We start from the raw sequence: 16,310 nt of genomic DNA on the forward strand, positions 1-16,310 counted from the left end.
CGTTCAGTGCCCCGGCTTTTCGAAATCAGTCGCGGATCAGAACCGCCTGAGCAGGATCAAGCTTCAAGATAACCTGTTTCCCCTTTTCCATCCGCTTCTGGCCACGCGTGTGGCGTTCATCGACCAACAGTTCCTGACCATTGACATCAACGGCATAACGTACCATTCCGCCGAGGAACTCGGCCGATACAACCGAGCCCGACAGGGGGTCTTTCGTACTGTCGCTGCCAAACTCGATACTTTCGGGACGCACCACCAACCGTGCCTTGCCGGTTGCTTCGTCTGCACTAACGGGAATGCGAAGGCCGGCACCGCAATCGAAGCTTCTGCCATCCGCAGACGGGACGACCTCGCCTTCGAGGATGTTTGCCGTGCCAAGGAACTTTGCAACAAAGCTGTTGGCCGGATTGTCATAAACTTCATCGGGGCGACCGATTTGCTGAACCACGCCATCTGCCATTACCGCAATACGGTCACAGATGGTGTTGGCTTCTTCCTGATCATGGGTCACGAAGATGGTGGTAATGCCAAGACGACGTTGCAGTTTGAGCAAATCCTGACGCATCTGCACACGCAGGTTGGCATCAAGATTTGAAAGTGGTTCGTCAAGAAGCAGAACGCGCGGCTCAACCACGATGGTACGTGCAAGTGCGACGCGCTGCTGCTGTCCGCCCGAAAGCTGTGACGGGAAACGTTCGGCATAATCACCCATGCCAACCAGTTCCAGCGCAGCACGGACTTTCGGGCCAATCTCGGATGCCGGGACCTTGCGTTCTTCAAGGCCAAAGGCAACGTTTTTGGCAACCGTCATATGCGGCCAAAGTGCATAGCTTTGGAACACCATGCCGACATTACGCTGCCAGGGAACGGAACCGACAATATCCTGACCATCCAGTTTGATCTGACCTTTAGGGGTCGGACCAAATCCGGCAATGGCACGCAACAGCGTGGATTTACCCGAACCCGACGGCCCGAGAAAAGCAAAGAATTCGCCTGGACGAATGGCAAGATTGACCCCTTTGAGAACTTCGGTATTACCGAATGACAGGGAAAGATTTTCAATGTCGATCTGAACCGGTGAGGTTTGCATCGTGGTCATGGTGTCGGCCTCCGCGCGACGATTATTGGAAGGATTGCTTGTGACGGTCATGCGACGTCCCCTGTGGCTTGTTCCATGCTGCTGCGCTGTTGACGCGCACGGTCAACCATGCGGTGTGACAGATAGGTCGCCAGACCAACAATGATCACAGCCATGACACCCAGTGCCGCACCCGGACCACGCCCGGCAGCCGACTGCATGAACAGATAAAGTCCATAGGCAAGCGGTGCGTCATTTTCAGTCGAAACAAGCATGATGGTTGCGGAAAGTTCCACCGCTGCGGTCGAGAAGCTGGTGACAAAGCCAGCGACAAGGCCGCTTGCCATCAGCGGTACAACAATGCGTCGAACTGTACGGAACTTGGATGCACCAAGGTTTTCCGATGCTTCTTCAAGCGACGGGGAAACCTGCTGCAAGGCAGCGGTGCAAGAACGAAGCGCATAAGGCAAACGGCGCACAGCAAGGGCAATAACAATAATCCCCCACCAGGTTGCCATTGGCTGATCGGTGAATGGCATATTCACGCCATAGAACACACGCAGATAACCGATACCAAGCACGACGCCCGGAACCGCAAGGGCCGAAACCGCAAGGTAATCAAGCCATTTACGACCAATCACATTGGTGCGCATCACCACATAGGCAATCGCCGTTCCAAGAACGATATCAATAACCCCGGCAAGACCGGCATAGATCAGTGTGTTCTTGATAAAGGTCCAGGCAGAGGTAAATGCCGTGCCATAGTGGCTGGTGGTGAAGCTGTCGGGCAGGACACTAAAGGACCAGACAGAGCCGAATGACAGCAGCAACAAGCCCAGATGCGGGGCCAGAACGATCCCCAGGATCGAGAAAATCACAACATAGCAAAGGATGGCTTCATGTGAGCGCAGATCGCGCTTGGAAAGGCCACCACCGCCTTTTTGCGTGGTCGAATAATCCTTGCCGCGCATGCCAAGGAACGCCACCCACATCGCAAAGACCGAGAAGACGATCAGGATACAGGAAATCACATATCCCATCGGGTCAGAGATACCGATCGACGAAATACGCAGATAAGCCTGCGGGGCCAGCATGGTGTTGACGTTCAGCAAAAGCGGCGTCCCCAGATCGTCAAAAACCTTGACGAACACCAGCGACGCACCGGCGATATAGCCTGGCATGGCCAGCGGGAAGACAATTCGGCGGAACAGACGGAAGCCGCTTGAACCCAGCATCTGGCCTGCTTCTTCCATCGAACGGTCAATGTTCTGAAGGCTGGCACTCAGATTGATCAGGATGAACGGGAAATAGTGGATCGACTGAACAAAGATGACCCCATTCAGACCTTCCATGAAGGGAATGTCGAACCCGAACCAGTCGCGCATCAAAAGGTTTACACTGCCATTCGATCCAAACAGCAACTGCATGGCCACAGCACCAATAAAGGGGGGCATGATGAGTGGCACAAAGGCCAGCGTCTGGATAATGACCGAACCGGAAAAATTGAACCGGGTCGTGAAATAGGCCAGTGGCAACGCAAATGCCGACGCAAACACGACAGACATGCCCGACACATAGACCGAGTTGAAGAAGGACTGGCGGAAAAGCGAACTGTTAAAGAAGTCCTGGAAGTTCACCATCGTGAACGAACCGCTGGACGGGTCCTGGAATGCCACCTGAATAACTTTCAGGACCGGCACCAGAAGGAATGCCCCAAGGAACAGGACCACAATCCCAGCGACCATGTATGGACCAAGCGAAGAAAAACGCACCGGTCGCGCAATAGCGGCGGAGGACATGAGTATTCTCCAATGTCGGGAAATTAGGCCCCTGCCAGAGAGGTCAATGTGATGAAATTCTCTGGCAGGGAGGGTGAGCATCATGCAGGCCCCGCGCATACCCCCAGCGGCTGCGTGGTGGCGCTACATGACACCAGGGAGGTCAGTACAGCCTAGAACATGAAGCGAGCCGTATTCGCGAGCTCGGCTGCTTTCTGATAGTTCTGAACAATCTGGTTGTCCCATTCCTGCTCGATCTCAGCCTGACGGCCTTCGACCTTGTCTGTCTGCTTCTTACGCTTGGTTTTGAAGATCGCAGCAAATTCAGGATCATTTGCCTTTGCTTCGTCAACCGGAAGCGTATGAAGAAGTGCCTTGGCTTCGGCGATCAGCTTGGTTGCCTCGGCATTGGCAGAACCGTTTTCAGCCAGGGCAACTTCGGCTTCCTGGATGGCAACAACTGCTGCACGCAGGTCTTCCAGACGATAGGTCACCATGACGTCGAACAGCGAGTTCACAACGTTATAGCGACCCTGCGAAACAGCAGTGTCAAATTTGACTTCGGACTTGATCGAGCCGTCAAACGGGTTCGGCAGGCCTTTCGGTGCGTTTGCATAAACGCTTTTATTGACCGGAAGACGCATGATTTTCGGATCGAACAACAGGCCCTGACCGGTTTCAGACATCAGGAAGTCGATGAATTTCTTGGCCGGCTCGCTATTCGGGGCGTTGTTGATCACACCAATGTTGGCCGGAACAAGTGCGGTAACGCTCGGATAACGGAAATCAACCGGGAAGCCCGATGCCATCGACGAGAAACCAAAGAAGTCGATAACGATACCGATGCCGAATGAACCGCTGTTCACGCCGTCCGGCACGCCAAAGCTGCGCTCGGTGATGGTTTTGGCATTACCGGAAATATCGCGGATGGTCTGCCATCCTTTTTCCCACCCTTCGCCCTGAAGAATGGTTTCAATCGTCAGGTGCGTGGTACCGGAACGCGACGGCGCAGAAATACCGACATGACCGTTATAGACCGGTTTTGCCAGATCTTCCCATTCGGTCGGCTCCGGAAGTTTGTAGGCGTCCATGTAACGTTCGTTCCACATGAAGCCATAACCCGACAGGGCAAAACCGGAATAGTAGCCATCCGGATCGTTGATCGGGTAACCGTTCAGTTCGCTGGCAACGCCGCCGACAGATGATTCATACTTCGCCAGAAGGCTGTTTTCTTTCAGCACCTCAAAAGCATCAGGCGCCGACGCCCAGAAGATATCGGACTGGTTGTTCTGTGCCGTTTCAATCAGGTACTTCACGCCTGACGAGGTGCTTTTATTGACGACCTCGACGGAAATCGACGGGTTTTCCTTCATGAAGGCATTTTTGAAAACGTCGGTCAGGTCAGACGGAAACGACGTAACAATGACAAGCTTGTCGTCGGCGGCATGGGCCGTCGCTGTGGCAAGCATTGCCGCGATCGCAACACCTGTCCCCAGGTGGCGCAGAGTCTTGTGAACCATTTTAGACACTGGTTCCTCCCTATTTGGTTGTTCATTGACCGACAATGTCGGTAACCAAACAAGAGCAACGCCTATGCCAGAACACGCACTTTCCGCATGTTGCTATAAATATCTGAAAAATATGGGAAAATTTAATAACCCCCAGCACACCAAAATACTATTTGGGTCAATATTGACACATTTTCAAAAAGTCACGTGTCACAAACGACCCGTTATTCGGTGCTGGAAAATGTGCGTTTGTCGATCGTGTGGTACTGCATCCGAAGGTACAGTTTCTTGCGCGGGATCGACAGATAATCAGCGGTTTCCTGAACCCGTCCGCCACAACGCCGCAAGGCAGATACAATGACCTTTTTCTCAAAGGCATCAATCTGATCCGGCAATGACATAACCCCGCTATCTAGCGGATCAGATACCATCCCGGCATTTTCGAGCTGCAAGGCATAGCGTTCGGCTGCATTTACCAGTTCACGCACATTGCCTGGCCATGACTTTCCACGTAGCTCGTCAAGATTGATCTCGCTGATTTCCGGGATTGTCAAACCGTGCTTGCGACAGGCCTTGGTCACGTAGTGCACAAACAAAAGTGCGATATCATCCCCACGTTCTCGCAAGGACGGAATGGTCAAGGACGCAACCGCCAACCGATAGTAAAGATCAGCACGGAACCGTGTTTCCTCGGATGCCAGTTCGAGGTCTTCCTTGGCGGCAGCAACCACACGTACATCAATCTTGATCTGGGATTTGCCGCCGAGCCGTTCAATCACCTGCCCTTGCAAGGCACGCAAAAGCTGGGTTTGCTGGCCAAGCGGCATGCTTTCAATTTCATCAAGGAAAAGTGTTCCGCCGCTGGCCTGTTCGAGCTTGCCGATACGGCGACGATCAGCACCGGTAAACGCCCCGGTTTCATGACCAAATAACTCGCTGGCAATCAGGTTTTCGTTCAGGGCACCACAATTGATCGCGATGAACGGCCCATCCTTGCGCGGTCCCAATTCATGTAATGCGCGGGCAACCAGCTCCTTACCGGTACCGGTTTCTCCATAGATCACCGTGTTGACATCCGCCCCGGCAACGACCGCAATTTGCGCGCGCAGTCGCTCGATTTTCGGGTGGTTGCCCATGATGTGGTTTTCGATCTTGTAACCGTCCGGACTGCTATTGCTCAGACGGCGGTTCTCCAGAACCAGCCGGCGGAGTTCGGCCGCACGCGCCATAACCGCAAGCAAAGTGTCGGGGTCTGCGGGCTTTTCGATGAAATCATAGGCCCCGGCTTTGACCGCCTTGGTTGCCATTGGAATATCACCATGCCCGGTCACGATAATAACCGGGATTTTCGGATCAATACGTTTAACCGCATCCAGCACGCCAAACCCGTCCATCCCCGGCATTCGCAGATCTGTCAGGACCACACCCGGCCAACCTGCATCCAGGGTCGCAATTGCCGCCGCCCCGTCTTCGAACGGATGCGGGGTGAAGTCATTCAAATGCAGGGTTTCTTCCCAGGCGCGGCGAATTTCAGCTTCGTCGTCAATCAGCAGGACAGGTGGTTTTACACTGTTATCGGTCACGTTTTAAACAGCTCCACAGTTGCGGTCGTCCCACCCTGATCACCGGTCCCCGGCAAAACCTGCAAGCGGCCGCCAAGGTCACGAATGATGTTAAATGAAATCGACAATCCAAGCCCCAGCCCCTTGCCCGGTGGCTTGGTCGTAAAGAAGGGTTCAAACAGTTTATCACTGACTTCCTGTGCAAATCCGGTGCCATTATCCGCCACCGAAATGATCGCCCGACGGTCGGTTTCACTGATCACCAGATGCAAGGTCGGCGTTTCCTGATTTTCCACCGCATCAATCGCGTTACTGATCAGATTGACCAAGACCTGTTCAAGCTTTGCCGGATCGGTCAGCACATGAACCGGGCCTTCGGGATAATCACGAACAAGTTTGATATTGCCCCGTGTCACCCGCTCGTCAAACAACGACAATGCGTTTTCCAAAACCTCGACCGCGCTATGGCGTGTGACGGCTTCTTGCGGTCGGCGGGCAAAGCTTTTCAGATGGTTCGATGTCTTTGAAAGACGTTTGACCAGCCTGTCGATATCTTCCAGCTTTTCGCGGCATTTTTCGATTTCGCCACGCTCCAGATACAGTTCGGCATTGTGGTTATAGGAACTGAGGGCGGCGAGTGGCTGATTGAATTCATGGGCGATACTTGCAGATAACTGCCCCAACGCAGCAAGTTTGGCTGCCTGCAAAAGCTCAGCCTGGGTTTCGCGCAAATCCTGCTCGGCCTGATGGCGCAAGGCAATTTCGTGGCGCAATTCACTGTTGGTTTCCTGAAGCACCTCGGCATGGGTTTCAAGTTCCTGGGACTTGTGACGGAACAATCGCACCGCATCAGCAAGCTGTCCGATCTCATCCTTGCCATCAACCAGAACCCGGTGCGCAAAATTACCGTCGGCTATGATCTGCATGGAAGACAAGACACGCATCAATCGCTGCAACAACTGCCCACGGATAAAGAACACCGAAAACAGGATCAACAATACCACAGTGGCAACACCGGCAAGGACACCGAACAACTGCCCGTTTCGCACTTCCTGTTTGATCTGAAGCGATACACTTTCTGTCCGCTGACCACTTTCGCGCACCGTATCGGCAACAAGCCCGCCCAATGCCTCAAGCAAGATGGCACTTTCATTCTGAAGCTGGGTATTTTGACGGCGCAACGCCGTTTCACGCAGCTTCAATTCAAGCAGATCACGCGGACTATCCCCATAAGATGCAATTTCACGCCAAATCTGAAGCAGAGTGATGGAACTGCTGTTTTGCTGCAAAGCTGGAAGATTTTCGTTGGCCTCTGTAATGCTTTCCAGAAGCCGGAGCCGAAGTTGTTCAATCGCCCCGAAGTCATCTTCGCCAACCGCGCGCAACATCAAACCGACAATCAGATTACACGCTGCGTGCAAACGACCAAGTGCCTCGGTAAAACGAACTTCGTTGATGACTGCATCGGCCTGAATTTCCTGTCCCGGTGTCGCAAAGCTGCGATCAATTGCCGATGTCACGTTAAAATTGGCATCAATCAGCAAGGGATCGACTTCAAGCAAGAAGTCACTATGCAGCCGGTTGATCCTTGCCACCTGTCGGCCCAGATCGTCGCGCATGGTGAATTTGCCCGCAACATTGGCATCAAGCTTTTCGACGTTGCTCATCAAGGCATCCAGCAACCCCGTCAGCTTTTCAGTCAGTTCCGGCGCATAGATTGCAAGTTCGTCGCTGAGCTGTTTCAGGTCCCTGAAATGGCCTTCCAGATTGTTAAGGGCCTCTTGTCGACCATATTGGGTCGTGGCACTGCCTAAACGCGGGGTATCAACCCTGATTTCCTGACCGATCTCGGCAAAGCGGGCACTGGTCGCGGTAACCGAAAGATTTTCCGATGCCAGATCAGCAACTGTCTGGCTGACGCCGCCCAGTGTCAGGTTGGAAATCACGGTTGCCATCACAGAAACACTGGCGATGACAAAAATCGACAAGGTCAGCTTGGATTTGAGACTGTTCGGACGCCACTTCATTTCACTGCGCCCGTATCAAGATGGCTTTGAAACGAGTCCATTCGCGCAATCAATTCACGGGCCGATTTGAAACGCTGACTGAAATCGTTTGACCAGCTGTCCTGCACGCGAAGCCTGCCAACGACCGAGTTTTCCGATGGAATGGCATCGGAGAACACCCGTTCAAAACTGTGTTCATTGGCCATAAAGGCCGCAACAGGGACAGTTTCCAATGCGTCGCGTACGGCACTTAACAATGGTTTGGTCGCATCAGACTGGGCAATCACCGGAGTGGCTTCCAGCCGGCGCAACGATTGCCACAGTTTTCGAAGCTCAAGCAACCGATGCGTGATCATGTCATCATAAAGCGCATTGACCACCGCCATGCGCCGGGCGGCCAGTTTCAGGTCAAGCCCCTGTGCCGGACTGTTTTCAGACGGTGAGAATCCCGCCTGCGACCACAATTTCGGATCAATCGGGATACGCCGGATTTCGGGTTGCAACAGCAATCTCTGGGCAGCATCACCACGCAGGAAATCAACAAATTCAAGGGACCGCGCATTTTTCGCCCCCAGTCCTGTCACCGCCACACTGGCTGGAAAATACCAGCCGGGAGAAAAGGACTGAAATGACAAGGCATCGCCTGTTTGCGGTTCAGACTGGGCCAGAAAATCAATTCCAATCCCGTACCGGAACCGTTTGCGTGCCACACCGTCGCGGACCCCGAAACTGCGCGCAGTGACCGTGGCCAAGTTCCCGCCAATTTGCGACAGCAATGCCCATCCATCCTGCCAGCCATATTGTTGCAACAGGCTTTCGACAAAAAGGTGGGTGGTGCCGCTGCGTGATGGTGAACTCATGCCCAGCAGACCGTAATAGTCCGGTGACGCCAGATCGGCGATTTCAATTGGTGTGCTTCCAAACGGCTGATCCGCCCCAGACATCACTCCGATCGTCGAAAGTGCAAAACCAAACCGTGATCCGTCAGGTGCATCTGGCTGAATACCTCCACCCCCAATCGGTTTTGATACCTTTTCGGGGAATCTGGCCAAGGCATCTTGCTGGTCAAGAAGCTCGAACGCGACAGGCGAACTGGCCCAGACAATATCGGGAACCGGTCGGCGGTTTTCGCGTACATGGGAGATCAGGCCAATAGTGTTCTTGTTCTGAACGCATACGCCTTCTGCGCCCGTTTGCTGAACAAAAAGGTCAATAAACGGCTTATAGAATGACGACGGATAGGACGTCAGAATGCTCAGTTCACACGCATCCGCCTTACCGTATGTCGCAAATGCCACGATACCGGCAACCAGTCGGACCACAGCGCGAAACGAAATCGCTGGCCTCAAACGCATTGCGTTATTTTCCACGGATCAACGACCTTTGGGCCTGTTGTCCGCGCCTCCCGAATTGGTATTTGTTTTTATATTTTCCGACGGGGCAATACCCCGCCTGACGAGCAGATACTATTCAGGAAGCCACTTCATGGCGACCTTTTTTGACGACTTGGAGTTCGAGGGTGATTCTTCGGACCAGGTTATCAGTCCATATCCCAAAAAAAACCATGGCTGCAAAAGTTCACAGCCATGGTTCCAGATTTATGAGTCAATTCACAAGAGCCGGTCTTAAACGTCGAGGTTTGCGACCTTGAGTGCGTTGGATTGGATGAAGTCGCGGCGTGGTTCGACGATGTCGCCCATCAGGGTCGAGAAGACTTCTTCGGCCTCGTCGGCATGGTTGACCTTGACCTGAAGGAGCGAGCGAACATTCGGGTCGAGCGTGGTTTCCCACAGCTGATCGGGGTTCATTTCGCCCAGACCTTTATAGCGCTGGATTGAAATGCCGCGACGACCGAATTCCATGACCGCATTGACCAGATCGACCGGACCATTGATTTTCCAGGTCTTGTCCTTGGCCACGAATTCCGCACCTTTTTCAAAGGTTTCGCGCAATTCACCAAGAAGACCGGCAATCGCACGGACTTCGGCAGAACGCAGGATATTGCCATCAATCACGTGACGCTGTTCAACGCCGCGCAACATCCGCCAGATGACGATTTCATCCATTGGCGCTTCGCCATGCCAGCCGCGATCAAAATCTTCTTCAAGGCTGTCAAGATGCGTTGCAAGAATCTGTGCTGCATCGGCGCGCTTGCCATCATCATCAAGAAGGGCGGGGTTGAGCGCACCGGCAAGGGTTGCCTGTTCAAGAACCGAGATCGGAAGTTTGATCGAAAGCGGTTCGAGAAGGCCCTTGGCCTTGCGGGCCAGTTCAACAATACGGACAAGATCAGGACCGGCAACCTGCACACCACCAGCAAGAGTCAGAACCGCTTCTTCGGTACCCTGCGCGGTGAGGTATTGTTCCATCTCGCGGTCGTCCTTGAGATACTGGACCGAGTTGCCACGTTTGGCGCGATAAAGCGGCGGCTGGGCGATATAAAGATAGCCGCGCTCGATCAGTTCGGGCATCTGGCGATAGAAGAAGGTCAGAAGCAGGGTCCGGATATGCGCACCATCGACGTCAGCATCGGTCATGATGATGATTTTGTGGTAGCGGGCCTTTTCGATATTAAAGTCATCGCGGCCAATCCCGGTACCCATCGCGGTAATCAGGGTGCCGATTTCCTGACTTGAAAGCATCTTGTCAAAGCGTGCGCGTTCAACGTTCAGAATCTTGCCGCGCAGCGGCAGGATCGCCTGGAAGCCACGTTCACGACCCTGCTTTGCCGAACCACCTGCGGAATCACCCTCCACGATGAACAGTTCGGCTTTGGACGCATCGCGTTCCTGACAATCAGCAAGTTTGCCCGGAAGGGACGAGATATCAAGCGCACCCTTGCGGCGCGTCAGTTCGCGGGCCTTGCGGGCTGCTTCGCGGGCAGATGCAGCTTCGACCACCTTGGTGACGATCTTGCGTGCATCCTGCGGATGTTCTTCAAGCCATTGCTGAAGCTTGTCATTGACGATGTTTTCAACAACCGGGCGGACTTCAGACGAAACCAGCTTGTCCTTGGTCTGGGACGAGAATTTCGGATCAGGAACCTTGACCGAGATCACGCAGGACAGGCCTTCGCGGGCATCATCACCGGAAAGGGCAACCTTTTCCTTTTTGGCGATACCGCTTTCCTGGGCATAGTTGTTGATCTGTCGGGTCAAAGCGGCACGGAAACCGGCCATATGCGTCCCGCCATCACGCTGCGGAATGTTGTTGGTAAAGCAGAGCGTGGTTTCGTGATAGCTGTCATTCCACTGCAGGGCGACTTCAACTGTGATGCCGTCCTTTTCGCCTTCAATGACAATGGATTCTTCGATCTGGCGTGTCTTGTTACGATCAAGATATTCGACAAAGGCGCGAATACCACCTTCGTAATGCAGCTTGGTTTCGACCGGTTCACCATGGCGTTCATCACGAAGTGTGAGGATCACACCCGAGTTCAGGAAGGCCAGTTCACGCAGGCGATGCTCAAGCGTTGCAAGATCGAATTCAAGCTGGGTGAAAATGTTACCATCGGGATAGAAGGTGACTTCGGTGCCCGAAAGCGGCGTCCCGTCAGCCGTCAGCGGCGCATCACCAACCACTTCAAGCGGCTTGATCGCGTCACCGCCCGAGAATTCCATGTAATGTTCCTTGCCATTACGCCAGATGCGCAATTTCAGCAGGGTGGAAAGCGCGTTCACCACCGAAACACCCACCCCGTGCAGACCGCCGGAAACCTTGTAGGAGTTCTGGTCGAACTTACCGCCGGCATGGAGCTGGGTCATGATGACCTCGGCGGCAGAAACGCCTTCTTCCTTGTGCATATCGGTCGGAATGCCACGGCCGTTATCGCGAATGGTGGCCGATCCGTCGCCATTCAGCTGGACCCAGACCGTGTCGCAATGCCCGGCAAGGGCTTCGTCGATTGCGTTATCGACGACCTCATAGATCATGTGGTGCAAACCGGTTCCGTCATCGGTATCCCCGATATACATGCCCGGGCGTTTGCGCACCGCTTCAAGGCCTTTGAGAACCTTGATCGATTCTGCACCGTACTCCTGTGCCGGTTCGGCAATGTTCGGAGTTTCTGTTTCGTTGGTCATAGCGTCACAACCTCGGCATTCACGGATTGGTTTCCAAAGACAATGTGGCATTCTCCACGCGGAAGAATTGCGCACGACCGTCCAAACCTTCAAACAGCGCCCGGTCCGTGCCTGTCATCCAGGCCTGGACGCCAAGCGCCACGATTTCGTCAAACAGGTGTTTGCGGCGTTCTGCATCCAGATGCGCAACCACCTCGTCAAGTAACAGCAGCGGGCCAGCCCCGCGTGCCTTTGTCTGCAAGCGGGTATTGGCCATAATGATCGACAGTAACAACGCCTTTTGTTCCCCGGTGGAACATTGATCTGCCGACTGTCCCTTGGCATCATGCCAAACCAGCAAATCACTGCGTTGAGGGCCGACTATCGCCCCGCCATAGGTCGCATCTCGCGCACGTCCGTCGCGCAATGCAGCCCGCATTCTGTCTTCGACCTCGATGGCCGGATATTTTTCCAGCCAGTCTTCAAGATCGCCCGCCAGCGCCAGACGCGCGGCGGGAAAGGGCCCGATGGCCATGGTTCCGGCCCGGCTCAAACGGGCAAGAAGTTCAGCACGCGCAACCGCAACCGCAATGCCGTGACGGACCATCGAATCTTCGATCGAGGCCAGCCATTTGTCATCGCCCTTGCCTTCCTTGAGCAGCTTGGCGCGCGAGCGCAAGGAATGCTCATAGGCAGCAACGCGGCTGCTGTGATCGGGATCAAGGCCGTAAACCAGCCGATCCAGAAAACGCCTGCGCGCCGAAGGCCCGTCCAGAAACAGGCGATCCATCTGTGGCGTCAGCCAGACAGCAGCACAAACCCGTCCCAATGCAGCCTGACCACGCTGGGCCTCACCGTCGATGCGGACTGCACGGCGTTCACGCCCCTGCTCAAGGGCCGCAGGATCAAGGCCCGATCCGACCTGAAACACGCCGTCCGGCGTTTCAAGATCCGCAGCCACCGCCCAGGCACGGGTCGCACCATTGTCGGCGGGCGGGACACTGCGCGCGATTTCACCCAGCTTGGCCCGGCGCAATCCGCCGCCCGGTGCCAGCAAGGAAACAGCTTCAAGCAGATTGGTCTTGCCCGCCCCATTGGGCCCTGTCAGCACAACCGGTGCCCCGCTTAGCGACAGTCGCAAGCTTTCGTAACAGCGAAACTCGCTGAGCTGGATACGGGATACGGCAAGACGGTTTGTCATGGACGAACCGTCTTTTGGCGTGAGGTTATTGGCAAGAACAGCCACAGCGTATCGTGCTTACCGTCAAACACGCATCGGCATCAGAACATACAATGCCGAGAGGTCATCGGTATCACGCAGAATGGTCGGGCTTGAGCCGTCCGACATCAGCAGGTTAAGCGTATCGCCCTTAACCTGCTTGGCAATGTCGAGCAGATAGCGTGAGTTAAAGCCGATCTCGATGTCCTCGGCATCATAATTGATTTCAAGTTCCTCGGACGCAGTCCCATGTTCCGGGCTTGAAGCCGAAAGGGTCAGGGTATTGCCCGACAGAACGACCTTTACCGCGCGCGATTTTTCAATCGAGATCGCAGAGACACGATCAACCGCATCGGCAAAGGCCTTGCATTCGATATCAAGGGTTTTGTCATTGCCTGACGGGATCACACGTTCGTAGTCCGGGAAGGTGCCGTCAATCAGCTTGGACGTCAGGATCGCATTGCCGAAACCGAAACGGATTTTGGTATCTGAAAGGGCGATATCGACCGCCTCGCCGGTTTCCTCGATCAGCTTGCGCAGCTCGCCAACGGTTTTGCGCGGCACGATGACGCCCGGCATGTTTTCAGCGCCATCAGGAAGCGGTGCCTCGACGCGGGCCAGACGGTGCCCGTCGGTTGCAACCGCGCGCAGGATCTTGGTGCCTTCGGCGTCGGTGGCATGGAAATAGATACCGTTAAGGTAATAACGGGTTTCCTCGGTCGAGATCGCGAATTCAGCGCGATCAATCAGGCCACGCAATTCAGCAGCAGCAAGACCGAAGGTCACCGGAAGATCACCACCCGACATGACCGGGAAATCATCAACCGGCAGAACAGCCAGATTGAATTTCGACCGGCCAGCAGCAAGGGTCAGACGACCGGCACCGGGCTCAAGCGCGATCTGCACCTGCGAGCCTTCGGGCAGTTTGCGGACAATTTCATACAGCGTATGCGCCGGTGTGGTTGTCGCCCCGGCTTCGGAAACTTCGGCCGTCGTGGTTTCGACGACTTCAAGGTCCATATCCGTTGCGGTCAGGGAAAGACGATCATTCTCTGCCCGCAGCAAGATATTGGACAGAATCGGGATGGTGTTGCGTCGTTCAACAACACTTTGAACATGGGTCAGCGATTTCAACAGAGCCGCGCGTTCGATGGTCAGCTTCATGCCCGTCCTATCCGTCTGTCAGTATTAGTTTAACAAATTGATTTTTAATCAGTTTTCTCACCTGACCCCCACCCTTCCGGGCAAGGAAAGCGCATTATAACATGCATGGCACGAAATCGAAGGATTTTTACGGCTTAAACCCAAGCAAATAAAAGGAGTCGCCGGGCCAATTTACGCCTAAAACGCGCAAAGCGGCGCATACTGCGCGACTCGCAGTTTCGCTTATGTGTTTCGGGGGAAATTTGCCACCATCGCAGCCCGGAAATCCATCCGCAGAACCGGGCGGTTTCCCGCCACATCACAACCAAAAGCAATGTGATGTGGCGCAAGGAATACCTAACCTTCGAGCATCCGGCGCAGAAGATCGATATCTTCGGAAAGCGACGGATCGGAGCTGTGCAGTTCTTCGATCTTGCGGACCGCATGCATGACCGTGGTGTGGTCACGCCCACCAAACTTGCGTCCGATTTCCGGCAGGGAATGGGTGGTCAGCTGTTTGGACAAATACATCGCAACCTGACGCGGACGGGCAACTGCGCGCGCACGGCGGGCAGAATGCATGTCCGAGACCTTGATGTTGAAATGTTCAGCCACGCGTTTCTGGATTTCCTCGATCGAGACACGGCGTTCGGACGCACGCAGAACGTCATGCAGAACGTCCTGAACCATCTCGAGGCTGATTTCACGACCGACCAGCTGCGAATGGGCAATCACGCGGTTCAGCGCGCCTTCAAGCTCACGCACGTTTGCGGTGATCTTGTGCGCAAGGAATTCCATGACGCGCTGGGGAAGTTCGACCCCCTGACGTTCTGCCTTGGATTCGAGAATGCCAAGGCGCAGCTCATAGGTGGTTGCATGAATATCAGCAACCAGACCGGAACCAAGGCGCGAACGCAGGCGTTCTTCGATATCTTCAAGGTCAGACGGCGATTTGTCGGCAGACACGATGATCTGGCGACCCTGATCGACGAGCGCGTTAAAGGTGTGGAAGAATTCTTCCTGGGTCGAATCCTTGCCCGAGATGAACTGGACATCATCAACCATCAGCACATCGACGGAGCGGAACTGGTCCTTGAAATCGACCGTATTCTTGTCACGCAGTGCGCGGATGAAGCGATACATGAATTTCTCGGCCGACAGGTAAATCACCGTGCGATGCGGCTGGGTGCGGCGGATATGCCAGGCAATCGCATGCATCAGGTGGGTTTTACCAAGACCGACACCGCCATACAGGAACAGCGGGTTGAACGGCACCGATTCGGCTTCTGCCAGACGGCGGGCCGCGGCATAGGCAAATTCGTTCGGTTTGCCGATCACAAAGTTATCGAACGTGTAGCGCGGATCAAGGGCCGCCGAAATACCATCATCAGACATGCTGGCAATGGCGGTGCGGCCCGATGCCGGCGGCTGGCTTTCGGTACGGTAATTGGTGTTGGAACCGGAAACCGTTTTCGGTGCCGGTGCACTGACCGACATCGTGTTACCGGAAACCGATGCCGACACCGGGCTATCTGCCGTTACAGTCGACGCGTTGTTGCCGGAACCGGAAATGATGTTGATTTCGACGAAATGCACATTGGCATCTTCGGCGTGCCAGAAGGCCTGAATACGGTCGAGATAATGCTGGGTGACCCAGTCACGCATGGCGCGTGTTGGCGCACCAAGACGCGCCACCCCTGCTTCAACACCGATCAGGGCAACCGGCTCAAGCCAGTAGCGATAGGCTGTTGCGCCGAACTCGGCGCGCAGCTTTTCGCGAACGACCTGCCAAATTGCAACTGTATGATCATCAAGTGCTGCCTGCTGGTCACCCTGCATCCCCCCACCGGACTGCCCGAGTGCCGATTGCGTTCCCCTCACGGCGTGCTGCACTGTTTGAACCTTCCCCGATATCCCAAAATTCCACACAAACAAATCTGCAAAAGACAAAATGG

Annotated in this window: 10 protein-coding genes; all 10 read right to left on the bottom strand. The window is 54.7% G+C overall.

All coding sequences use genetic code 11. The features are described 5' to 3' along the window. Positions 1 to 25 precede the first annotated feature (25 nt). The 10 genes from WA318_RS00780 to dnaA all read right to left on the bottom strand — a co-directional run bounded on the left by WA318_RS00780 (position 26) and on the right by dnaA (position 16,248). Complete coding sequence (locus tag WA318_RS00780; protein ID WP_220150259.1) at positions 26 to 1,150, bottom strand: ABC transporter ATP-binding protein; 1,125 nt, start codon at positions 1,148 to 1,150, stop codon at positions 26 to 28. Then, a complete protein-coding gene (locus WA318_RS00785; RefSeq protein ID WP_114096204.1) occupies positions 1,147 to 2,877 on the bottom strand; it encodes an ABC transporter permease in 1,731 nt (576 codons plus the stop codon). The genes WA318_RS00780 and WA318_RS00785 overlap by 4 nt, the downstream gene beginning before the upstream one ends. A 152-nt stretch (positions 2,878 to 3,029) precedes the next feature. Then, positions 3,030 to 4,376 carry an extracellular solute-binding protein gene (locus WA318_RS00790; RefSeq protein ID WP_114096205.1) on the bottom strand — a complete coding sequence of 449 codons (1,347 nt, stop codon included), beginning with the start codon at positions 4,374 to 4,376 and terminating at the stop codon, positions 3,030 to 3,032. A gap of 212 nt (positions 4,377 to 4,588) precedes the next feature. Continuing rightward, complete coding sequence (locus WA318_RS00795; RefSeq protein ID WP_114096206.1) at positions 4,589 to 5,947, bottom strand: sigma-54-dependent transcriptional regulator; 1,359 nt, start codon at positions 5,945 to 5,947, stop codon at positions 4,589 to 4,591. Next, positions 5,944 to 7,953 (bottom strand): ATP-binding protein, encoded by a 2,010-nt coding sequence (locus WA318_RS00800; protein ID WP_336079518.1) that lies wholly within the window; start codon positions 7,951 to 7,953, stop codon positions 5,944 to 5,946. The genes WA318_RS00795 and WA318_RS00800 overlap by 4 nt, the downstream gene beginning before the upstream one ends. Then, positions 7,950 to 9,287, bottom strand: coding sequence for an ABC transporter substrate-binding protein (locus tag WA318_RS00805; RefSeq protein ID WP_336079519.1), 1,338 nt, complete (start codon positions 9,285 to 9,287; stop codon positions 7,950 to 7,952). Before WA318_RS00805 ends, WA318_RS00800 begins: the two co-directional genes overlap by 4 nt. Positions 9,288 to 9,557: 270 nt before the next feature. Further along, the gene (gene gyrB, locus WA318_RS00810) at positions 9,558 to 12,014 is read right to left on the bottom strand and encodes a DNA topoisomerase (ATP-hydrolyzing) subunit B (protein WP_114096209.1); all 2,457 of its coding nucleotides are present in this window, start codon (positions 12,012 to 12,014) and stop codon (positions 9,558 to 9,560) included. 19 nt (positions 12,015 to 12,033) lie between these two features. Further along, on the bottom strand, positions 12,034 to 13,194 hold the full coding sequence (gene recF / locus WA318_RS00815; protein ID WP_336079520.1) for a DNA replication/repair protein RecF: 1,161 nt from the start codon (positions 13,192 to 13,194) through the stop codon (positions 12,034 to 12,036). Positions 13,195 to 13,257: 63 nt separating this feature from the next. Next, complete coding sequence (gene dnaN / locus WA318_RS00820; RefSeq protein ID WP_114096210.1) at positions 13,258 to 14,376, bottom strand: DNA polymerase III subunit beta; 1,119 nt, start codon at positions 14,374 to 14,376, stop codon at positions 13,258 to 13,260. 336 nt (positions 14,377 to 14,712) lie between these two features. After that, the gene (dnaA, locus tag WA318_RS00825; RefSeq protein WP_443082629.1) at positions 14,713 to 16,248 is read right to left on the bottom strand and encodes a chromosomal replication initiator protein DnaA; all 1,536 of its coding nucleotides are present in this window, start codon (positions 16,246 to 16,248) and stop codon (positions 14,713 to 14,715) included. Positions 16,249 to 16,310 lie beyond the last annotated feature (62 nt).

The organism is Thalassospira sp. CH_XMU1448-2 (assembly GCF_037027285.1).
GTDB lineage: Bacteria > Pseudomonadota > Alphaproteobacteria > Rhodospirillales > Thalassospiraceae > Thalassospira > Thalassospira profundimaris_C.

What these genes read in the sequence shown, in the direction of transcription:
- WA318_RS00785 (WP_114096204.1), bottom strand. Translation starts at nt 2,877, where the DNA reads ATGTCCTCCGCCGCTATTGCGCGACCGGTGCGTTTTTCTTCGCTTGGT.
- WA318_RS00800 (WP_336079518.1), bottom strand. Translation starts at nt 7,953, where the DNA reads ATGAAGTGGCGTCCGAACAGTCTCAAATCCAAGCTGACCTTGTCGATT.
- gyrB (WP_114096209.1), bottom strand. Translation starts at nt 12,014, where the DNA reads ATGACCAACGAAACAGAAACTCCGAACATTGCCGAACCGGCACAGGAG.
- dnaN (WP_114096210.1), bottom strand. Translation starts at nt 14,376, where the DNA reads ATGAAGCTGACCATCGAACGCGCGGCTCTGTTGAAATCGCTGACCCAT.
- WA318_RS00780 (WP_220150259.1), bottom strand. Translation starts at nt 1,150, where the DNA reads ATGACCGTCACAAGCAATCCTTCCAATAATCGTCGCGCGGAGGCCGAC.
- WA318_RS00805 (WP_336079519.1), bottom strand. Translation starts at nt 9,287, where the DNA reads ATGCGTTTGAGGCCAGCGATTTCGTTTCGCGCTGTGGTCCGACTGGTT.
- recF (WP_336079520.1), bottom strand. Translation starts at nt 13,194, where the DNA reads ATGACAAACCGTCTTGCCGTATCCCGTATCCAGCTCAGCGAGTTTCGC.
- WA318_RS00790 (WP_114096205.1), bottom strand. Translation starts at nt 4,376, where the DNA reads ATGGTTCACAAGACTCTGCGCCACCTGGGGACAGGTGTTGCGATCGCG.